The 20,227-nt window shown below is 67.5% G+C and carries 18 protein-coding genes; 9 read left to right on the top strand and 9 right to left on the bottom strand.

The genetic code is table 11. The features are described from left to right. The first annotated feature begins 10 nt into the window (after positions 1–10). A complete protein-coding gene (locus tag VFG33_RS02295) occupies positions 11–316 on the top strand; it encodes an ArsR/SmtB family transcription factor (RefSeq protein WP_325021834.1) in 306 nt (101 codons plus the stop codon). A 6-nt stretch (positions 317–322) separates the two neighbouring features. On the opposite strand, the gene VFG33_RS02290 is transcribed toward VFG33_RS02295, so the two are convergent. Further along, the gene (locus VFG33_RS02290) at positions 323–961 is read right to left on the bottom strand and encodes a putative quinol monooxygenase (RefSeq protein WP_325021831.1); all 639 of its coding nucleotides are present in this window, start codon (positions 959–961) and stop codon (positions 323–325) included. Positions 962–1,075: 114 nt separating this feature from the next. Between VFG33_RS02290 and VFG33_RS02285 the strand changes: the two genes are divergently transcribed. Continuing rightward, the gene (locus VFG33_RS02285) at positions 1,076–1,861 is read left to right on the top strand and encodes an AlkZ-related protein (RefSeq protein ID WP_325021830.1); all 786 of its coding nucleotides are present in this window, start codon (positions 1,076–1,078) and stop codon (positions 1,859–1,861) included. Here the strand turns inward: VFG33_RS02285 and VFG33_RS02280 are convergent. The 6 genes from VFG33_RS02280 to VFG33_RS02255 form a co-directional block, all read right to left on the bottom strand. Then, a complete protein-coding gene (locus VFG33_RS02280; RefSeq protein ID WP_325021828.1) occupies positions 1,848–2,495 on the bottom strand; it encodes a response regulator in 648 nt (215 codons plus the stop codon). The genes VFG33_RS02285 and VFG33_RS02280 overlap by 14 nt on opposite strands. Further along, entirely contained in the window at positions 2,492–4,618 is a 2,127-nt protein-coding gene (locus VFG33_RS02275) for a sensor histidine kinase (protein WP_325021825.1), read from the bottom strand. The genes VFG33_RS02280 and VFG33_RS02275 overlap by 4 nt, the downstream gene beginning before the upstream one ends. 16 nt (positions 4,619–4,634) lie before the next feature. After that, positions 4,635–5,282, bottom strand: coding sequence for a hypothetical protein (locus VFG33_RS02270; RefSeq protein ID WP_325021823.1), 648 nt, complete (start codon positions 5,280–5,282; stop codon positions 4,635–4,637). A 70-nt stretch (positions 5,283–5,352) separates the two neighbouring features. Beyond that, positions 5,353–5,703, bottom strand: a complete 351-nt coding sequence (locus VFG33_RS02265) for a VOC family protein (RefSeq protein WP_325021821.1) — start codon at positions 5,701–5,703, stop codon at positions 5,353–5,355. Positions 5,704–5,709: 6 nt separating this feature from the next. Further along, positions 5,710–6,531, bottom strand: coding sequence for a MerR family transcriptional regulator (locus tag VFG33_RS02260; protein WP_325021819.1), 822 nt, complete (start codon positions 6,529–6,531; stop codon positions 5,710–5,712). A 118-nt stretch (positions 6,532–6,649) separates the two neighbouring features. After that, complete coding sequence (locus VFG33_RS02255; RefSeq protein WP_325021817.1) at positions 6,650–8,554, bottom strand: ricin-type beta-trefoil lectin domain protein; 1,905 nt, start codon at positions 8,552–8,554, stop codon at positions 6,650–6,652. A 288-nt stretch (positions 8,555–8,842) separates the two neighbouring features. Between VFG33_RS02255 and VFG33_RS02250 the strand changes: the two genes are divergently transcribed. Continuing rightward, positions 8,843–10,108, top strand: a complete 1,266-nt coding sequence (locus tag VFG33_RS02250) for a ricin-type beta-trefoil lectin domain protein (RefSeq protein ID WP_325021815.1) — start codon at positions 8,843–8,845, stop codon at positions 10,106–10,108. A gap of 50 nt (positions 10,109–10,158) precedes the next feature. On the opposite strand, the gene VFG33_RS02245 is transcribed toward VFG33_RS02250, so the two are convergent. Further along, positions 10,159–11,502, bottom strand: coding sequence for a GH1 family beta-glucosidase (locus VFG33_RS02245; protein WP_325021813.1), 1,344 nt, complete (start codon positions 11,500–11,502; stop codon positions 10,159–10,161). Positions 11,503–11,608: 106 nt separating this feature from the next. Beyond that, the gene (locus tag VFG33_RS02240) at positions 11,609–12,817 is read right to left on the bottom strand and encodes an ROK family transcriptional regulator (RefSeq protein ID WP_325021811.1); all 1,209 of its coding nucleotides are present in this window, start codon (positions 12,815–12,817) and stop codon (positions 11,609–11,611) included. A 324-nt stretch (positions 12,818–13,141) separates the two neighbouring features. On the opposite strand from VFG33_RS02240, the gene VFG33_RS02235 reads away from it, so the two are divergent. From VFG33_RS02235 to VFG33_RS02210, 6 genes are all read left to right on the top strand, one after another. Then, a complete protein-coding gene (locus tag VFG33_RS02235) occupies positions 13,142–14,158 on the top strand; it encodes a LacI family DNA-binding transcriptional regulator (RefSeq protein WP_325021809.1) in 1,017 nt (338 codons plus the stop codon). Between the two features lie 144 nt (positions 14,159–14,302). Further along, entirely contained in the window at positions 14,303–15,982 is a 1,680-nt protein-coding gene (locus VFG33_RS02230) for an ABC transporter substrate-binding protein (RefSeq protein ID WP_325021807.1), read from the top strand. Positions 15,983–16,060: 78 nt separating this feature from the next. Continuing rightward, on the top strand, positions 16,061–17,128 hold the full coding sequence (locus VFG33_RS02225) for an ABC transporter ATP-binding protein (protein ID WP_325021806.1): 1,068 nt from the start codon (positions 16,061–16,063) through the stop codon (positions 17,126–17,128). Continuing rightward, entirely contained in the window at positions 17,125–18,105 is a 981-nt protein-coding gene (locus VFG33_RS02220) for an ABC transporter permease (RefSeq protein WP_325021804.1), read from the top strand. Before VFG33_RS02225 ends, VFG33_RS02220 begins: the two co-directional genes overlap by 4 nt. A gap of 3 nt (positions 18,106–18,108) precedes the next feature. Then, on the top strand, positions 18,109–19,152 hold the full coding sequence (locus VFG33_RS02215; RefSeq protein WP_325021802.1) for an ABC transporter permease: 1,044 nt from the start codon (positions 18,109–18,111) through the stop codon (positions 19,150–19,152). Then, entirely contained in the window at positions 19,152–20,171 is a 1,020-nt protein-coding gene (locus tag VFG33_RS02210) for an ABC transporter ATP-binding protein (protein ID WP_325021799.1), read from the top strand. Before VFG33_RS02215 ends, VFG33_RS02210 begins: the two co-directional genes overlap by 1 nt. Positions 20,172–20,227: the final 56 nt, after the last annotated feature.

Raw genomic sequence — 20,227 nt, 5'->3', positions numbered from 1 at the left:
TATTCCTCATATGGCAACTACGTTCGAGGTGCTGGCGGAACCACGCCGGCGGGAGATCCTCGACCTGCTCCGCGACGGCGAACGCCCGGTCGGCGAGCTGGTCGAGCACCTCGCGTTGAGCCAGCCCGCCGTCTCCAAACACCTGAAGGTCCTGCGCGACGCCGGGCTGGTGGAGGTCCGCCAGGACGCCCAGCGCCGCTGGTACCGCCTCCGCCCGGCGCCCCTCGCCGAGATCGACAGCTGGCTCGAGCCCTACCGCGACCTCTGGCGCAACCGCCTCGACGCCCTCGAGGCCCACCTCGACCAGATGGACTAGGGCGTGTCAGGTCATCTCGGGAACGCGTAGGTGCGCCACGGCAAGCTCGAACTCGCCGGTGTCGAGCACCTCAGCTCCGGCATCCTTCGACGCAGCCGAACGCATCGACGCAGCGGCCTCCCTGTTGTTCTCCATCGCTGCGATGCTGTCGTAGGTCACCGACGAGACCGCGCGGCCTGAACTGCGATCGACCAGCAAGCTGGCGCTGCAGAAGCCGGCCAGTTCCTCGGCGCGTGGCAGGGACGCCAGCTTGTAGACGTCGATCGCGCGATCCATGTCCGCGGGGTCGACCCTGACCCAGGTGACGCGGACACAGGCCCCTTCCGCCGACCGGTGATCGCGGTGCAGCACGGCGATCTCCCATTCGTCGACCTGCGGGCTCGCGCCGAGCATCTCCCCGACGCGATCCCGGACCGGCCGCAGTTCTTCGTCGGAGGCCCGCATCGCCTCCTCCGACCGCCAGGCGCTGGTGGCGATACAGCGGCCGGACTCACGGTCGGCCAGCATGGACAGGCCGACACACCCTTCCATCCGCTGGATCCTGGGCATCACCTGGTCGCGTACTTCGGCGACGCCGGCGTCGATCGACTCCGGCCTGGCCATGAACGTGGTGGAACGCGCGTACACGGTCCACCCCCTTCGCATCAGGGCAGCACCCCGGCGGCGCCACCGGACGCCTTCCACACTCCTCCCAAGGCCCCTACCTGGCAATGCCTGTCGCCTCGGCCGACTGTCGGCGGTCGGTGCTTGACTGTCGGGATGAAGGCCAACGCCGACAGAGCGCCGTACGACGAGCTGGCAAGTGACCGCGCGACCCGATGGTGGGTGCGCGGGAACAGGGTCGGCTCGGTTCAGCGGGCCGGGAAGTTCGTCGACGACGTCGGCTTCGCGCTGCTCTTCCCCGCACCGCGGCCGATCGGCCCCTCGCTCTGGGAGGCCGTGGCCGGCGAGGACGCCGAGCCGTTCGGCGGCGGCATGGGCGAGGACGAGCAGAAGGTCTGGGGCTGGAAGGACGAGCTTCCCCGCCGCGGCCTCGCCTGGTACGGCGCCTACCTCGGCGGGCGTGGTTCCTTCCTCTCCCCCGCTCTGCTCGCCGCCATCTACCCAGGCGCCGGTGAGCTCGACGACCACGAGCACCTGGACCTCTCACCAGGGGCACACGAGATCGCCGGCGCCCTCGCGACCGAGCCCCTCTCCAGCGCGGCACTCCGCCTGATCCTGGGCGACAAGAACAAGTACCAACGCGCGATCGGTGAACTGCAACGCAACCTGCTCGTCACGACGGCCGGCGTGCAGGAATCCAGTAACGGCTGGCCTGCCGCGCTGCTCACGCTCACCTGCGAGCAGTTCGACGTCGGCGGCCGCCGGGACCACAGCCGAGCGACACTGCAATACCTGGACACGATGCTCGACGCCTCCGCCGCCGAGCTGGCCCGAGCTTTCCGGTGGTCTCCTGCTCGAGCTCGGGAGCTCCTGGACCAACTCGTCGACACCGACCGCGCAACCTCTGACGGAAGCCGGTACCGACCGCTCAGTCCGCCGTGAAGCCCGCCTCACGGGCACGGACCACGGCCTGGGCGCGGTCGTGAACCTGGAGCTTGGCGAGCACGTTCGAGACATAGTTGCGCACCGTTTTCGGCGTCAGTGCCAACGCTTGCGCGATCTGCGAGTTGGTCCGGCCCTGCACGATCAGCCCGAGGATCTCCCGCTCGCGATCGGTCAGCTCCGGGAGTACACCGGGCGCGCGAGAGGCTTGCGGCCGGTTGAAGTACCGGACCAGCCGCTCCGCGATCGCCGGGCTAAAGATCGCCTCGCCATGATGGACCGCCGTGACGGCCCGAATCAGGTCGTCCACCGACGCGTCCTTCAACAGGTAGCCACGAGCCCCGGCCCGGATCGCCGCGAACACCGAGTCGTCGTCGAACATCGTCAGCACCAGGACGGCGATCCGCGGGTCGGCGGCCACGATCTGCCGGGTCGCGTCGATGCCGTTCATCCCGGGCATCCGCAGATCCATTAGCACGACGTCCGGCGTCACCTCGGCGGCCGCCTGAACGGCGTCCTCCCCGGACGCGGACTCACCGACCACCACGACGACGTCGCTGAGCGCGCCGAGCATCGTCTTCACCCCCTCGCGGTAGAAGACGTGATCATCGGCGACCAACAGACGAATCGTCACCCCGCATCCCCCGACCCCGGCACCGCCGGCAACTGACCCAGCGGCAGTGGACTAAGGGGCGTTGGGCTCAGGGGCGTTGGACCCAGCGGCAGCGGTCCCAGCGGCAGCCGGGCCGTCACGATCGTCCCGGCAGGTTCGGCCGGTTCCACGCTGAAGGTCCCGACCAGTTCCTCGGCCCGCTCCCGCATCGACCGAAGCCCGGCACCGGGCCGTGCACCGGCCGCGAACCCGACCCCGTCATCCAGTACCGACACCACGAGCACGCGCCCCTCCTCGAGGATCCGGACCACACACCTGCTCGCGTCAGCATGCCTGACCACGTTCGTCACAGCCTCGACGGCAATCCGGTACGCCGCGACCTCGACCCCGGCAGGCAGGACCGGCAACTCGTCGGCAACCTCGATCAACGCCCACGGAGCCAACCCCTGGCACGCTTCCTCAATCGCCGCTGCCAAGCCAAGTTCTGCCAGCACCGGCGGCCGCAGCGCATAAACAAGCCGCCGCACATCCTCCACCGTCGACTTCACCTGCTGCCCAGCCTGATCCAGTACTCCGTGCGCCGCGGCCGGGTCCTTGGCCAGCAAGATCCGAGCAGCATCGATGCGTTGATACAGACTCGCCAGCGTAGGCCCGAGCCCGTCATGCAGGTCCCGATGCAACCGCGCTCGCTCTTCCTCCCGCGCAGCCACGATGCGCTCACGCGAGCGCTGCAAGTCCACCGTCGACCGCAGAGCCTGTACGGCGACCCCCGCGTGCCCGGCGATCTCCGCGAGCGCCCGCCGATCCGCAGTACCGAAGGACTCGCCTGGGCGCGGTGCCACGGACAGTACGCCGACCTCGTCGTCGCGGTAGCGCAACGAGTAGTCCTCCAATTGCTCCGGTGCTGGTCCCCCGGCAGCTTGATAGGCAGCGCGAACTCCGTTGCCAGCAAGGGTGATGACGACATACGGCAGCTTCATCGCGACGCCGATGGTGTCGACGATCGTCTGCAGGGCACCCTCGGGCGGCATCGCCGAACCAAGCCGCCGAGCGAGCCGGGCCATCACCGCGTGCGGATCGTCCCGGTCTCCCCACACCAGCCGGTTCACCGCTCGCTGCACCCGCTGCCGGAGCGGGTTGAACGCCACAGCAACCAGGCCGGTAGCCACCAACGGCAGCAGCGGGTTGCCATCGATACGCCAAAGGACACCGAAGCCGCCCACGACCGCTATGTAGATGCCGATGACAAGCAGCGTGAGAGTGCCGTAGACAAGCGTCCGGCTGATCAGCAGGTCCACGTCATAGAGCCGGTGTCGCACTATCGCGACCGCGATAGCCGCCGGTAGGGCTGCGGCAATCGTGTAGCTGAACAGCGCGAGCAGCATGTCCAGCACCAGACCGCGCGGGCTCTCCACTGGAGGAGGACCAGTGGCGATGTATCCGAGCTGCAGGAGCACAGCGACCATCACCCACTTGGTCTGCTGCCGCTCTACCGCACCGGACACCTTGCGGAAGCGGTACACCTGAGCGGCAACACAGCTGACCAGCAGCAAGGCCAACGGAACGGTCACCACCGGCCCCTCGCCAACATCCTGCGGTGCGGCTATCGCGACCACGAAGAGCGCCGCCCAGACCACCAGTAACCAGCGGCTCCAGCGAGGGACGAACCGCCCGTCCGGGAACAGATAAGCCAACGGGAAGAACGCAAACCAGCCCAAGCCCTCCAGGCCCTGCAACCAGCTATGGGCCGGATACAGCTGTGCTAGCGACGACAGCAGTCCGCTGCCCGCAGTCGCGTTGAACACGAGGACGAATCCCAGGTACAGCCGAAAGCGGGACACTACCGGCCCGCGGAGCAGATAGAGAGCAGCTACGACGCTCGTGACGACCACCATGACCTGCAGGCCCACCATGTACGCGACCAAGCCGCCCGCCGGCAGGCCCAAACCGTCCAGAGCCGCTCGTAAGCCCTCTGCCGACCATTCGCCGACAACAGCCTCGGGCCGCTCAACGCCGCGCACGACGTAGATCACCAAGCCGGCCAGGAACAGGGCGACCAGGAGGAAATCGACAGCGAGCACAGCAGTGCGTCCGGGCCGCAACTCCCGCGGCTCGGACGCGATCTGCCGCACGTCGGCGGTCAAGACGACCTGCTCACGCTCAAGACGGTACGCCGCGGGCCTTGATCAGGCCGATCCCCAACGTGAGCCACAAGAACGACACCACGAACGGCGGGACCGCCCCATGCCCGGCCACGTCCACGATCCCGAGCAGTGCCGCCAGGATGGCGACCACCAACCCAGTACGCCGGAGCACCCCGCTCAGGCGCAAGGCGAGACCGCCGCAGATCAGCGCCACCCAGGCCAACCAGAACGACACCAGGCTCACCTCGAGCGCAACGTCGTACCGGGTCACCGCGCCCAGGCGTTCGGCGCTGAAGCCGGTGAGACTGAGGTTGAGCGCCGTGCTGACGAGCATGCACCCTACGGACAGGCAGGTCGCCACCAGTGCGCCGCGGGCGAGCGCACCTCGCCGTGAACGGAACAGCCGGAACATCCCGACCGAGCCGAAGATCAGGGCGAGCGGATAGACGATCCAGACCCCGATCCACTGCAGGCGGATGTCCGTCATGATCGCCGGCGTGATGTCGCCGGAGTCCTCGACCCCCGAGGCCGCGACCGCGGTCAGCAGGGTGATCACGAGGACGGCGAACGGGAGGGGTGAGAGAGCCAGAATCAGACCGGTTCGGGACCGGCCGACGGTTGGTTCGGCGGTGGTGGTTGCCATAGTTGCCTTCTGAGAAGTCATGCTCCCAAGGTCCCCGTCCCGGCGTCCCGGGCGGCAGAGGCAACCACCACCAAGTGGTTCAGCCCAACTGTCAGCGCAGTTCGGCCAGGTCGAAGACGTTGCCTTCGGGGTCGGCGAGGGTGATCCAGTGGGTGCCGTACTCGTCGTACTCGCTGAGGCGCTTGGCGCCCAGGCCGACAAGCCGGTCCACCTCGGTGGCCCAGTCGGCGGTGGCCAGGTCGAGGTGCAGCCGGTTCTTGCCGACCCGCTCCTCGGGGACCTGGATGAACATCAGGGCCGGACCGTCGCCCTCCTTGTTCACGGTGGCGAAGAACTCATTGCCGCCGGCATCGACCTGGGAATCGAGAACCTGCGCCCAGAAGGCGGCCAGGGTGGCGGCGTCGGCGCTGTCGAAGGTGACGTGCTCGAGCGCGATGGACATGGTGGATCAACCTTTCGGAGTGGGGATCCGCTGGATCGGCCAGCAGACCTCGGTACGGAAGTCGGCGGGATCGGGCACATCGCCCGGCCCCACCACGTAGAGCTCGCGGATCGCGCCGGGCGCGACCTCGCAGTACTCGGCGACGTGGCTTCCGAGCGCGCCATAGGTGCGGTCGAAGTCCTCGAACGGCCCGGTGTGCACGGCCACGGCGAAGAACCCGGCCGGCAGATCGATCAGCTCGACGCCGGGGGCCGGCGGTTGGGCCGGCGCGACCGGCAGGAAGGCGACCACCTGACCGGCATCCTCGGTGAAGAACTCATCGCTGTACGTCGCTCCGCTGGTGGCCGTGATCCCTTGCTGACCGGCGATCCCGCCCAGCAAGCCGAAGGAAGACTCGCACCAGGGGTCGATGTCGGTTCTGTCGACGTGATCGGAGACGCCGTACGCGCGAAAGGCGGGGATGAAGCGGTACTCGACGGGCAACGGCGGCGGAGCGAGCGTCAGCATCGAGCGGAGGGAGGCCACCACCTCCTGGGTGCGGACCAGCTCGGCCTCCATCTGGTCCAGGTGGAGGCGGATGGTCTCGTCCCTGGTGACCACATCGGGCGCCTCGACGACCGAGCGCACCTGGGCGAGTGGCATCTGCAGGTCGCGGAGCCGGCGGATCAGTTGCGCGACCGGGACCTGGGTCGTCTCGTAGCGCCGGTACCCCGACGACGAGTCGATCCGGGCCGGGGCGAGCAGGCCGATCTCGTGGTAGTGGTGCAGCGTCTTCACGCTCAGATAGGTGAGACGCGAGAACTCACCGATGGTCACCGACGGGGTCATGGAGACAGCCTGCACCCTCCGGTGGCCGGAGGGTCAAAGGCCGGACGTCGAATGACAGAGCGACCGCGTCCCGGGGGCGCGGGCGCGGGCGCTCTGTCAGCTTGGGTCTAGCTGTCGGTCACGCGTTCCACTTCTGATTGGCGGCGCCCGTGCAGCTCCAGATCTGTAGGGCTGTGCCGTTCGCGGAGCTGTTCCCGGTGGCATCGAGACACTTGTTCGCCTGTGGATTCACCAGGTCCTTGCCGCCCGTGTAGTTCCATTGCTGGGCGGCACTGCCGTTGCAGGTCCAGAGCTGGGTCTTGGCGCCGTCGGCAATGGAGCCACTGGTCACGTCGAGGCACTTGCCGAGGGCACGGACCGTGCCATCGCCTGGACGGGTCCACTGCTGCGCGGCGCTGCCGTTGCAGTCGTAGAGGTTGATCGCGGTGCCGTCAGCGGTGCCGGCGCCTGCCACGTCGATGCACTTGCCGCCGAGCCCGGTGATCGCAGTACCGGTTCCTCCGCCGCCGCCACCCTGGGTGCCGGACCAGGTGAAGGTCGCGGAGGTCTTGGTGGGCAGCGTGTAGACGAAGGACTGGCTACCCCAGTTCACCCGCACCGACTGCGAACTGCCGGTGGTGTTGAACGCGATCAGCGCCTTCGAACCGTCCGGGTTCTTCCAGGCCACGTTCTTGACCGAGGCGTTGGCGTTCGACTCGATCCGGGCCGCGCCCGGCTTCACGAACCTGGTCAGGTGACCCATCGTGTAGTACTCGACCGTCTTGTCGACCTGGCCGGCCCGGGAGCCGCCGCGCTGGATGGTGACCAGCCCGGTGCACACGTTGCAGCCGGCCCCGACGTACGGAAGCATGTTCTGGTCCTGGCCGAGGCTCCACTTGACCCAGGACTTGCTCCAGTTCCGGGTGTAGTCGATCAGGTTGTTCATGTCCTCGACCTGCTGGTTCGCGATCCAGGTACCGCCCGAGTGCTCGGTCATGTACTGGTTCACGGCCGGGAACTGGTTGTGGATCGTGTTCTGCAGGTTCACGTCACCGCCGTACCCGTGCCAGGCGATCCCGCCGAACAGCGGGTCGGCGCGCAGTCCGGCGTCGTTCAGCGGGACCGAACCGAGGTCGTTGTAGTTGCCCCAGTTGTAGTCCAGGATCATCACCTTGGTGTTGGTGATCCCGGCCGCCCGGAAGGCCGGCAGCAGGTGGTTCTTGGTGAAGTTCAGCAGCCCGGCGCCGTTCCAGTTCATCGACGCGTAGCCGGTGTCGTCGGTGCCGCAGCAGGTCGGCTCGTTCTGCACCGAGACGTAGTCGATGTGGTTGCCCTGGGCCTCGTTCTGCTGGACGTACTTGACGAAGTACTGGGCGTACATCGGGTAGTACTCGGCCTTCAGCCAGCCGCGGTTGGTGAACTTGTTGTTGTCCTTCATCCAGGCCGGCGCGCTCCACGGCGCACCCTTCACCTTGAGCGCCGGGTTCAGCGCCTTGGCCTGCTTGGTCAGCGGCACCACGTCCGCCAGGTCGTGGCTGATGCTGAAGTTGTTCAGGTCGCAGCAGGTGTCGTCGTAGGAGTAGTTGAAGCGGGCCAGGTCGGAGGCGCCCATCGGGTTGCGGGTGAAGGCCAGGCCGATCCCGTTCACCGGGTCGAAGAGGTCCTTCATCACCTGGTTGCGGGTGGCCGCGGTGATCGTGTTGCTGCTGTTCAGCAGCCAGGCGGCGCTGTCGGTGAAGGACGCGCCACCACCCTCGAAGGTCTGGTAGGTGGTGTTCTCGTTGACCGTGATGGTCTGGTTGGCAGTACCGCCGGCGGGGCCGAAGTTGACCGGTGTCTGCGGCTGCAGGCCACGGGTGACGACCCGGCCACCGGAGTCGCTGGTGGTGGTCAGCCAGACGTTCACCTGCTCCCCAGCGGCGTGCGCGGGCGCCGGATTGCCGATGCTGAGGCCGGTGGCGATCACGGCCAGGGCGGCGAGCCCGACCAGGGCGGGCAGGAGGCGTCGTCGTACGGGGCGGCCACGACGATGGGTCCGGGGCATGGCGGGATCTCCCTCTTGCTCAAGGGCTTTCACAGGTGGATGGTCCCCCCGGGTGTCGGCGTCTGCCCGCGCCGCAACAGGTGGTCATCACGAGGTAACCATCGGTGAATCACCCTGTCAACGTCAGGGATCGACTTTTTTCACGACTTATATTTATGCCTGGTCTTGACGTGAAAGCGTTCTCACAGCAAGCTGCCCACTGCGATTCCCCTGTCTCGTTCACGTCCGCCCCCGCCCCCCACCGGCCGGACAGCGTCATCCCGGCCGAGCGAGAAATGAGGCAACGCCATGAGGTTCCAGCGTTCCCGGTTCCGCACCGCGGCCCTGCTTGCAGCAGGTCTCGCGCTGGCCGGAACATCCCTCCTCCAATCCCCCGCCACCGCCGGTACTCCGGCGGCCGACTCCCCCGCCGCCGCTGCTGCCGCCATGGCTCCGGCGGCCACGATCTGGGAAGACACCTTCGACGGCCCCGCCGGTCAGGCACCGAACTCCAGCAAGTGGCGCTACGACATCGGCGGCGGCGGCTGGGGGAACAACGAGCGGCAGTACTACACCAACAGCACCCGCAACTCCGCTCTCGACGGCGCCGGCAACCTGGTGATCACCGCCCGCCGCGAGAGCGGCGGCTTCCAGTGTCACTACGGCACCTGCGAGTACACGTCGGCCCGGTTGCTCACCGCGCAGACCTTCACCCAGACCTACGGCAGTTTCGAGGCCCGGATCAAGATCCCCAGGACCCAAGGGATCTGGCCCGCCTTCTGGATGCTCGGCGGCGGCAACTGGCCGACCGACGGCGAGATCGACATCATGGAGAACATCGGCCGTGAGCCCAGCACGGTGCACGGCACACTCCACGGGCCCGGGTACTCCGGCGCCGAAGGCATCGGAGCGGGCTACACCCTGCCCGGTGGCCAGCAGTTCGCGGACGCCTTCCACACCTTCCGGGTCGACTGGTCGCCGAACCTGATCAAGTGGTTCGTGGACGGCATCCAGTACCAGCAGCGCACCCCGGCCGACCTCGGCGGGGACGCCTGGGTCTTCAACCACAACTTCTTCATGATCATGAACGTGGCCGTCGGCGGCTACTGGCCGGGCTATCCCGACGGCAGCACGGTGATGCCGCAGACCATGACGATCGACTACGTGCGCGTGTCCACCGTCGGCAGCGGCGGCGGCACCGGCGGCCAGATCACCGGCCTGGCCGGCAAGTGCCTGGATGTCGCCGGCGCGAACCCCGCCGACGGCACAACCGTCCAGCTGTACGACTGCAACGGCTCTGCCGCCCAGCAGTGGACCCGTCCGGGTGATGGCACGATCCGCGCCCTCGGCAAGTGCCTGGACGTGGCCAACGCCGCAACCGCCGACGGCAGCCGCGTACAAATCGCCACCTGCAACGGAAACGCCGCTCAGCAATGGAACTACTCAGCGGCCAGAGACCTGGTGAATCCACAGGCCAACAAGTGCCTCGATGTCACCGGCAACAATTCCGCCAACGCGACCCCGACGCAGATCTGGACCTGCTCGGGTGGCGCCAACCAGAAGTGGACCGCCTAGCAGTCTGAACCAGCGAGGCCGGGCACCCTAGGCGCCCGGCCTTGCTGCGTTTACGGATTGCGGTGGCCGGCGACCAGCGACGCGTAGTACTGGCCGGAGGTCTTCATCACCCGGGTGCCGGTCGGGTAGTCGACGTACGCGAGGCCGAAGCGGGGCGCGTAGCCGTAGGCCCATTCGAAGTTGTCGAGCAGGGACCAAGCGAAGTAGCCGGCCAGTGGAGCGCCCTGTTCGACTGCGCGGACGCAGGCGGCCAGATGCCCTTCCAGGTAAGCGGTTCGCTCGGGGTCGTCCACGTGGAAGCCGGCGTCCGGCTGGTCGATCCAGGCCGAGCCGTTCTCGGTGATGTAGATCTTCTCGGCGCCGTACTCCTTGGCCAGCCGCAGGATCAGCTCCTCCAGTCCGGCCGGATGGACCTCCCAGTCGAGCATCGTCCGCTCCGCGTTCGGACCCTCGACCTGGCTGAATCCCAGCAGGGGAACGGATTCGTCGGCCTTGATGATCTGCCGGAAGTAGTAGTTCAGCCCGATGAAGTCCGTCGGTGCGGCGATGATCTCGGCATCCCCCGGCTGCTCGGGGAGCTCGACGCCGTACATCTCGACCATGTCGGCCGGGAAGCCGCGGCCGCCGACCGGATCGAGCCACCAGCGGTTGATGTGACCGTCGGCGATCTGCGCGGCGCGGATGTCGGCGGCGCTGTCCGTGGCCGGTTCGGTCGGGCTGAGGTTGACCACGATGCCGACCTCCACCGGCTCCGGCGCCGACTCGCGCAAGGCCGCGACCCCGAGTCCGTGCGCCAGCAACAGGTTGTACGACGCTCGCACGGCGATCGCCGGATCCTTGATACCAGGCGCCATCCGGCCTTCCCAGTGGCCGATCCACGCGGAGCACAGCGGCTCGTTCAGGGTCACCCAGTCACGGACCCGGTCGCCGAGCTTCGCCCCGACCACCGCCGCGTACTCCGCGAACCGGTACGCCGTGTCGCGGTTCTCCCAGCCGCCGAGATCCTGCAGCGTCTGCGGCAGATCCCAGTGGTACAAGGTGACGAAGGGCTTGATGCCCTCGGCAACCAAATCGTCGACCAGGCGGTCGTAGTACGCCAGGCCGGCCGTGTTCACCTGACCGGAACCGGTCGGGAGCACTCGCGGCCAGGCGATCGAGAAGCGGTACGCGTCCACGCCGAGCTGTTTCAGCAGGTCGAGATCCTCGGGCCAGCGGCGGTACGAGTCGCAGGCGACGTCACCGGTGTCACCATTGTCGATCGCGCCGGGCACGCGGCAGAAGGTGTCCCAGATCGACGGCAGCCGGCCGTCGGCGTCGATCGCGCCTTCGATCTGGTACGCCGAGGTGGCGGTGCCCCAGACGAAGTCCTGCCGGAGCTTGGACAGCTCGACCATCGGTGACCCCCAGGGGGCTAGAAGGGTGGTTTTTTCACAGGATAGTTGAAGTACTGAAGCTGGAATAGGACGGCTGGTTCCGGAACCGCGCTCTCACGTCAGCGAGTCAGCGGATGCGGGCGGCCAGGCCGTGCGGGCGGCGGGTGGTGGTGGCGCCGCCTTCGCGGAGGAGGCGGAGGACCGGGAGGGTGGCGGCGCCCATCGCGACGGCGTCCCGGCCGAGCTCGCACAGCTCGATGGAGACCTGGGAGTACGGCTGGCGGAGGGCGTGCCGGCTGACGGCCTGACGAAGTTCGGGGAGGTAGCGCTCCCCCAGCAGCAGGCCGGACCAGCCGCCGAGCACGATCCGCTCGGGGTTGACCAGGTTGACCAGGTTGGCGAATCCGGCGCCGAGATACCCGATGGTGTCCTCGACCACCTTGGCCGCGACCTCCGAAGTACCGACCGAGTCGAGCAGGCCGATGAACGCCGCCTCCTCGTCGCCACCGGGCGCGGGCTCTCCGCCGTTGGCGAGCTGGAACCGTTCGAGGACGCCTTCGGCGCCGACGTAGGCCTCCAGGCACCCAACGGCACCACACCGGCACTGGCGGCCGCCGTACATGATCGTCGTGTGGCCCCACTCGCCGGCGCTGCTGCGGGTGCCGCGGTAGCTCGAGCCGCCGGTGACGAGGGCGGCGCCGACGCCTGAGCCGACCAGCGCGACCACCGCATCGGTCGCGCCGCGGCCTGCGCCGAACCACATCTCCGCCTGACCCAGGGTGTTCGCGCCGTTGTCGACCTGGATCGGGATGTCGGTCCCGGCGCGGAGCATCGCGCCAAGCGGTACGGCGTCCCAGCCCAGCGTCTGGGCGTGAACCACCGCATCCGCGGGGCCTTCGACCACGCCGGCCACGGCGACACCGATGCCGAGGATCTGCGCGGAGGAGACCTCGGCCTGGGTGAGCACGGCTTCGAGACCCTGCATCACGTACTTGACCGCGAGTTCGGGGGCCGGCTTCGGGGTGTCGATCGGGTAGACCACCGTGGCGAGGACGTTCATCGCCAGGTCGAACAGCTCGACGCGCACCCGGGTCTCACCGACCTCGGCACCGACGACGTACCCGAACGTCGGCGCGACCCGCAGCAGGACGCGCGGCCGGCCACCATCGGACTCGACCGAACCGGCCTCCTCGACGATGCCTTCCTCGAGCAGTTCGCCGACCAGGTTACTGACGCTGGCAGCGCTGAGTGAGGTCTGGTGGCCCAGCTCGTAACGACTCAGCGGACCGTCGCGGTAGATGCTGGTCAGGATCACCGAGCGGTTGGACCGCCGCATGTCACGCACAGTGGTCCTGCGTCCATCCATGGTATTTCGACCCGCCCTCGAGAATCCCGCTGTCAGCGCCCCTGCCTATGCCCCTCCATCATGCACCAGGGAACGCTCGCCCGGGCGGAGAGCGGCCCGCGTGGCGGCCGCCTGCCAGCCCCCTTCGTACAAATCGTGAACTTAGCTGTGATTCGTTATCGCGTCGTGATTGACGTGACCTGACTCACTCCGCTTAGCTCTACGGAACCGCTTCCGAAACCGGTTCCGAACATTCCGTTCACGAAGCGGCAACACAGCACTTCCACACCCCGACCGCCCGAGGGGAGTCACACAGTGTCGATCACCATCGCCGACGTCGCCGCCCGCGCCGGGGTCAGCAAGACCACCGTCTCGCGCGTCCTGAACGGCAAGGGCGAGCTCGACCTGCGGACCGCCGAACGGGTCCGCCAGGTGATCGCCGAACTCGGGTACGTGCCCAGCGCCCGGGCCGTCGGCCTGGCCCGCGGCCGGACCCGGATCGTCGGAATGCTGGTCCCCTCGCTCACCTGGCCCTGGATGGGCGAGGTGCTGCAGGGCGCCGTGGACGTGGTCGAGTCCGAGGGCTACGGCCTGCTGCTGTTCACCTGCAACCGGGGTGAGGAATCCATGCAGCAGTTCGCCTCCCAGGTCTCGGCGCAGTCCTTCGACGGCCTGCTGGTGATCGAGCCGGAAGGCACGCTCGCCTACATCGAACAACTGCACTCCCGCGGCTTGCCCGTCGTACTGATCGACGACCGGGACAAGCAACCAATGTTTCCGTCCGTCGCCACCACCAACCGGGCCGGAGGTGAGGCCGCTGCCCAGCACCTGATCGAGCTCGGCCGGCACCGTCCGCTGGTGATCACCGGCGTCGAATGGTTCGGATGTACCCAGGAACGCCTCGACGGTTTCCGCGACACCTACGCGGCGGCCGGGATCGAGCTGGACCCACAGCTCATCTTCGAGGGCGACTTCACCCACGAGAGCGGCCGCCGCGGCGTCCAGCAGGCACTGCACGACGGCGTCCGGTTCGACTCGATCTTCGCGCACAACGACCTGTCCGCCGGCGGTGCCATCCAGGCCGTCCGGGAGACCGGGCGGAACGTGCCGAACGACGTGTCGGTGGTCGGTTTCGACGACATCCGCTACGCCCAGCACACCGAACCGCCGCTGACCACGGTGCATCAGCCGATGCGCCAGATGGGCCAGGCGGCGGCCCGGATGCTGATGGGGTACTTCGCCGGGCAGCCACTGCCGGAAGAGCCCAAAGTGCTGCCGACGACGCTGATCGTCCGCAGTTCAACCGCCCCCGCGACCGTCCGTCACCACTGAACTACCGGCGGCGAGGTATCTGCCCATGCCTCGTCGCCGGTCGGACACCGATACCGATCCGTTAACGGGCTGCCTATTTCCATGAGAGCGCTTCCACGGCACGATGCGAAGCCATTAACCGCCAGTCGAAACACAGGAGGAACGATGCGAGCTCGACGCTCAGTCGCGCTAGCCCTCACGGGCCTGCTCGCGGCAGTCACACTGGCTGCCTGTAGCAGCGGGGACGAGAACAACACCAACGCCGGCACCGCCAGCACCGCCACGGTGCTGAACGTCGGCATGCCGAACGGGCCGCAGACGGAGAACCACAACCCGTTCCTCGGCTCGTCCTCGGGTGCCTCGCTGGGCTACCGGTGGATGATCTACGAGCCGCTGGTGATGATCAACGGGATCAAGCCGACCGAGGCCGGCAAGCCCTGGCTGGCCACCGAGTGGAAGTGGGCCGACAACTTCACCAAGTTGTCGCTGACCATCCGTGACGGGGTCAAGTTCTCCGACGGCTCACCGATGACCGCCGACGACGTCGCGTACTCGTTCCAGCTGCGCAAGGACAACGAGGGCCTGAACTCCGACGCGATCCCCTACGGGACCATCACGGCCTCCGGCAACAAGGTCGACCTGACCTTCACCCGGTCCCAGTTCGTGAACCAGAACAAGGTCCTCACCGTCTTCGTCGTTCCGAAGGCCCAGTGGTCCACCTTCAAGGACCCGACCCAGGACACCGTGAAGAACCCGATCGGCACCGGCCCGTACAAGGTGAAGTCGTTCACCCCGCAGACCACCACCCTCGAGGTGCGTGACGCGTACTGGCAGGACCTCCCGAAGGTCAAGGAGCTGCGGTACACGTCGTACAACGACAACAACGCGCAGACCACCGCGCTGGCCAACGGCGCCTCGGAGTGGAGCTTCGTCTTCGTCCCGAACGTGAAGGCCGTCTACCAGGACAAGGACCCGGCGCACCACAAGCTCTGGTTCCCGGCGAACCTCGGTATCCACGGTCTGTGGATCAACACCACCAAGAAGCCGTTCGACAACCCCGCCCTGCGCCGCGCGATGGACAAGGTGATCAACCGCGACGACATCTTCATGCAGGGTGAGGCCGGCTACTTCTACCCGAAGGTCGAATCCATCACCGGCATCCCGACCCCGGCCGGCGACTCGTTCATCGCTCCGGAGTTCAAGGACCAGAAGCACGCGGTCGACGTGGACGCTGCCAAGAAGGAGCTCACCGACGCCGGCTTCAAGCTCGAGGGCGACACCCTGAAGGACCCGACCGGCAAGCCGGTCACGCTGACGCTGACCAACCCGGCCGGCTGGTCCGACTACATCACCGACCTCGAGATCATCAAGGACAACCTGTCCACGATCGGGATCAAGGCCACCGTCGACAAGGCCAACCAGGATGCCTGGTTCAAGAACATCGACGAGGGCAACTTCGACGCCGCGATGCACTGGACCAACGGCGGCTCGACGCCGTACGACATCTACCAGAACATCATGGACGGCAAGATCCTGAAGCCCGTCGGGACCGGCAAGGTCAGCGGCAACTACGGCCGCTTCAGCAACGCCGAGGCGACCAAGGCGATCGACGAGTACGCCAACGCCACCGACGACGCCGCCCGCACCACGGCGCTGAACACGCTGCAGAAGATCATGGTCGACCAGATGCCCGTGATCCCGACCTCGGCGTCCAACGTCGGTGGTCTGTACAGCACCAAGAACTGGGAAGGCTGGCCTGACGAGCAGAACCAGTACGCGCCGGCCCAGCCGACGCAGCAGAACGCACTCCAGATCGTCCTGAACCTGAAGCCCGCGGGCGCCTAAGGAATCGCCGCGGCCGGGATCCCACCACCTGGGGGTCCCGGCCGCGGTGCCGCGATCTAACTAGGAGTTCGAAACGTCATGACGGCGACCGAGACAGAACCGGTGAGCACCGGCGACGTAGTACTCGAGGCCGAGGGCCTCACCAAACACTTCCCCGTACGGCGGGGTCTGCGCGACCTGTTCACCCGGGAGCGCAAAGCGGTGCACGCGGTGGACGACATCCAGCTGACGCTTCGCCGGGGCCGGGTCACCGCGCTCGTGGGCGAATCCGGCTCGGGCAAGTCGACGGTCGCGCGCCTGATGGCGCAGCTCTACACCCGCACCGACGGCGACATCAGGCTGCACGGCAAGTCGGTCACCGTGCACGGCGGCCGCAAGTTCCGCGCCTACTGCCGTCAGGTGCAGATGATCTTCCAGGACCCGTTCGCGTCGCTGAACCCGGTGCACACGATCCGGTACCACCTGACCCGGGCGCTGAAGATCCACGGCCGGGCCGGCAAGAACTCCGAGGAGCTCGAGCAGAACCTGCGCGACCTGCTGCTCCGCGTGCAACTGGTACCGCCGGAGCGCTACCTGGACAAGTTCCCGCACGAGCTGTCCGGTGGTCAGCGTCAGCGGGTGTCGATCGCGCGCGCACTCGGCGCGGATCCGCAGGCCCTGCTGGCCGACGAGCCGGTGTCGATGCTGGACGTGTCGATCCGGCTCGGTGTGCTGAACCTGCTGCGGGACCTGAAGGAACGCCTCAACCTGGCCATCCTCTACATCACCCACGACATCGCGTCCGCGCGCTACTTCGCCGACGAGACCCTGGTGATGTACGCCGGCCGGATGGTCGAGGGCGGCGACTCCGAGACTGTCACCCAGCACCCGGCCCATCCGTACACCCGGCTGCTGATCGAGAGCGCGCCAGATCCGGACCGGCTGGACCGGGTCGGCGACGCGAAGGAGGTGCCCGAGGACCGCGCCGGTGGTGAGCCGCCCAGTCTGATCGCGCCGCCGACCGGTTGCCGGTTCCACCCGCGCTGCGTCCACGCGATGCCGAAGTGCACGACCGACCTGCCTCCCCGCTTCGAGCTTCCGGTCGTCAGCGGCGAGGGCGAGCACTGGGCGGCCTGCTGGCTCTACGAGGAAGGAGCGGCGAAGTGAAGTTCCTGCTGCAGCGGATCGCGTTCTATCTGTTCACCGCGTGGGCCGCGATCACGATCAACTTCTTCATCCCGCGGATGATCCCCGGTGACCCGGTCACCTCGCTGATGAACCGGTTCCAGGGCCAGATGAGCACCGAGGCGATCCACTCGCTGTACGTGCTGTTCGGCCTGGACAAGAACGCGAGCCTGTGGAGCCAGTACGTCGACTACTGGGGTCAGGTCTTCCGCGGCGACCTCGGACTGTCGTTCACCTTCTTCCCGACCCCGGTCGCGGACATCCTCGGCCAGAGCCTGCCGTGGACGGTCGCCCTGGTCGGCATCACCACTCTCGCCAGCTTCATGATCGGTACGGCGCTGGGCGTGCTGGCCGGCTGGCGGCGTGGTTCCTGGCTCGACGGACTGTTGCCGGTGACCACGTTCCTGTCGTCCATCCCGTACTTCTGGCTCGGACTGATCGCGATCGCGCTGTTCGCCGGAGCTGGCAGCTTCTTCCCCTCCTCGGGTGGCTACGAGCCGGGGCTGGTGCCGTCCTGGAACGGTGAGTTCATCGGCAGTGCGATCCAGCACAGCCTGTTGCCGGCCATCACCATCCTGATCTCTTCGGTCAGCGGCTGGATCCTCAGCATGCGGAACATGATGGTCACGGTCGCCTCCGAGGACTACATCACCGTCGCGCACGCCAAGGGACTCAGCGAGCGCCGGGTGATGGTCAGCTACGCCGCCCGGAACGCGCTGTTGCCGAACGTGTCCGGCTTCGCACTGTCGCTCGGCTTCATCGTCGGCGGAACCCTGCTGGTCGAGATCGTCTTCTCCTATCCGGGGATCGGCTACAACCTCTTCCAGGCGGTCGGCTCCAAGGACTATCCACTGATGCAGGGCATCTTCCTGGTGATCACGATCTCCGTTCTGGTCGCCAACCTGATCGCGGATGTGGCGTACCTGCTGCTCGATCCCCGTACCCGCAAGGAGGGCTGACCGATGTCCGCACCGACCAGCACCATCACCGCGGTCACTCCCGAAGGACCGGTCGAGGCCGGAGGCGCGGCCAAGCGCCGCCGGCTCCGGTTCGTCGCGAACCCGAAGGCCGCGACCGGCCTGATCGTGCTCGGGTTCTTCTGCCTGATCGCGATCATCGGCTCGTGGATCGCGCCGTTCGACCCGTCCGCGCGCAGCAGCGACATCCTGCAGGGACCGTCCGGCAAGCACTGGTTCGGCACCACCCACCTCGGCCAGGACATCTTCAGCCAGATCCTGGTCGGCACCCGGGGCGTCATGTTCGTCGGTCTGCTGGCCGGCATCATCGCCACCGCGCTGTCCGTCCTGATCGGGGTCAGCTCCGGCTTCCTCGGCGGCGCGGCGGACGAGGGTCTGTCGGCACTGTCGAACGTCTTCCTGGTCATCCCGGCGCTGCCGCTGATCATCATCGTCGCCTCCACGATCCCGAGCGCGGGTGACCTGATGGTTGCCCTTGTCATCGGTCTGACCTCCTGGGCGTGGGGTGCGCGAGTACTGCGCGCCCAGACGCTGTCGCTTCGACGGCGGGACTATGTCGAGGCGGCCCGGGCCACCGGTGAGAGCACCTGGCGGATCATCACCGTCGAGATCCTGCCGAACCTGACCGCCATCATCGCGTCCGGGTTCGTCGGCACGGTGATCTTCGCGGTGATGTCCGAGATCACCCTGGCCTTCATCGGGATCTCGACCATCTCCGAGTGGAACTGGGGCACCATCCTGTTCTGGGCGCAGAGCCAGCAGGCCCTCGCCCAGGGCGCCTGGTGGTGGTTCGTGCCGGCCGGTCTGGCGATCGCGATCCTCGGGACCGCGCTGTCGCTGATCAACTTCGGCATCGACGAGTTCGTCAGCCCGCGGCTGCGCAGCAGCGGGCACACCCGGCTGAAGACCAACGACGGCCACACCGTCAAGATGCGGGTCGGATTCACGCCGGTCCTGCAGCAGAACGGCACCAAGGAACTGGTCACGCCGGTGGTGCGGAAGACCGTCGACGAAGCGAAGGGCATCTGATGCAGCGTGATCTGAAGGCACCCGTGCTGGAGATCAAGAACTTCAACGTCGACTACGGGCTCGGCGAGGAGTCGGTCCAGGCGGTCCGCGACGTCACCCTGACGCTGCATCGCGGCGAGGTACTCGGGCTCGCGGGTGAGAGTGGCAGCGGCAAGTCGACGCTTGCCTACGGCATCACCCGCCTGCTGCCCCCACCCGGCGTCATCAGCGGTGGATCGGTGATCTACCACCCGCCGGGCGACCAGCCGTACGACGTGATGGCACTGACCAACGCCGAACTGCGCGCGTTCCGGTGGGCCGAGACCTCGATCGTGTTCCAGGGCGCGATGAACTCGCTCAACCCGGTGCACAAGGTCTCCACCCAGATGCTCGACGTGATCCGGGCGCACGAGCCGCAACTCAGCCAGCAGGCGCGGGTCGCGCGGGCCCAGGAGATGCTCAAGCTGGTGGGCATCTCGGCGGACCGGATGGATGCGTTCCCGCATCAGTTGTCCGGCGGGATGCGGCAGCGGGTGATGATCGGGATGGCGCTCGTGCTCGAGCCGCAGGTCGTGATCATGGACGAGCCGACCACCGCGCTGGACGTGGTGATGCAGCGGCAGATCCTCGCCCAGCTCGTCCAGCTCCGCGAACGGATCGGCTTCTCCGTCCTGTTCATCACGCACGACCTTTCACTGCTGGTGGAGTTCTCCGACCGGATCGCGATCATGTACGGCGGCCGGATCGTGGAGTCCGCGCGGGCCGCGGACCTGTACAAACAGGCGCTGCACCCATACAGCGACGGCCTGCTGCACTCGTTCCCCGCGCTGCGTGGCCCTCGGCGTGAGCTCACCGGCATCCCCGGCTCACCGCCGGACCTTGGTGCGATGCCGTCGGGATGCGCGTTCCATCCCCGTTGTCCCAAGGCGTTCGATCCGTGCGCGGACACGATGCCGTTGTTGGAGGCGCCGACGACACATCCGGGGGAGGACCGGAACGTGGCGTGCTGGCTACATGCCGTCGAGCGGGTCAGGGGCTGACCCGCACACCCGAGTTACGGAGGATGGGATCTTGGACACCACAGTGGCACGGCAGG

Origin of the sequence: Kribbella sp. (genome assembly GCF_035687465.1) — a bacterium.
GTDB lineage: Bacteria > Actinomycetota > Actinomycetes > Propionibacteriales > Kribbellaceae > Kribbella.
This window is presented reverse-complemented; position numbering and strand designations above follow the sequence as displayed.

What these genes read in the sequence shown, in the direction of transcription:
- VFG33_RS02295 (WP_325021834.1), top strand. Translation starts at nt 11, where the DNA reads ATGGCAACTACGTTCGAGGTGCTGGCGGAACCACGCCGGCGGGAGATC.
- VFG33_RS02290 (WP_325021831.1), bottom strand. Translation starts at nt 961, where the DNA reads ATGCGAAGGGGGTGGACCGTGTACGCGCGTTCCACCACGTTCATGGCC.
- VFG33_RS02285 (WP_325021830.1), top strand. Translation starts at nt 1,076, where the DNA reads ATGAAGGCCAACGCCGACAGAGCGCCGTACGACGAGCTGGCAAGTGAC.
- VFG33_RS02270 (WP_325021823.1), bottom strand. Translation starts at nt 5,282, where the DNA reads ATGACTTCTCAGAAGGCAACTATGGCAACCACCACCGCCGAACCAACC.
- VFG33_RS02265 (WP_325021821.1), bottom strand. Translation starts at nt 5,703, where the DNA reads ATGTCCATCGCGCTCGAGCACGTCACCTTCGACAGCGCCGACGCCGCC.
- VFG33_RS02260 (WP_325021819.1), bottom strand. Translation starts at nt 6,531, where the DNA reads ATGACCCCGTCGGTGACCATCGGTGAGTTCTCGCGTCTCACCTATCTG.
- VFG33_RS02255 (WP_325021817.1), bottom strand. Translation starts at nt 8,554, where the DNA reads ATGCCCCGGACCCATCGTCGTGGCCGCCCCGTACGACGACGCCTCCTG.
- VFG33_RS02250 (WP_325021815.1), top strand. Translation starts at nt 8,843, where the DNA reads ATGAGGTTCCAGCGTTCCCGGTTCCGCACCGCGGCCCTGCTTGCAGCA.
- VFG33_RS02245 (WP_325021813.1), bottom strand. Translation starts at nt 11,502, where the DNA reads ATGGTCGAGCTGTCCAAGCTCCGGCAGGACTTCGTCTGGGGCACCGCC.
- VFG33_RS02240 (WP_325021811.1), bottom strand. Translation starts at nt 12,817, where the DNA reads ATGCGGCGGTCCAACCGCTCGGTGATCCTGACCAGCATCTACCGCGAC.
- VFG33_RS02230 (WP_325021807.1), top strand. Translation starts at nt 14,303, where the DNA reads ATGCGAGCTCGACGCTCAGTCGCGCTAGCCCTCACGGGCCTGCTCGCG.
- VFG33_RS02225 (WP_325021806.1), top strand. Translation starts at nt 16,061, where the DNA reads ATGACGGCGACCGAGACAGAACCGGTGAGCACCGGCGACGTAGTACTC.
- VFG33_RS02215 (WP_325021802.1), top strand. Translation starts at nt 18,109, where the DNA reads ATGTCCGCACCGACCAGCACCATCACCGCGGTCACTCCCGAAGGACCG.
- VFG33_RS02210 (WP_325021799.1), top strand. Translation starts at nt 19,152, where the DNA reads ATGCAGCGTGATCTGAAGGCACCCGTGCTGGAGATCAAGAACTTCAAC.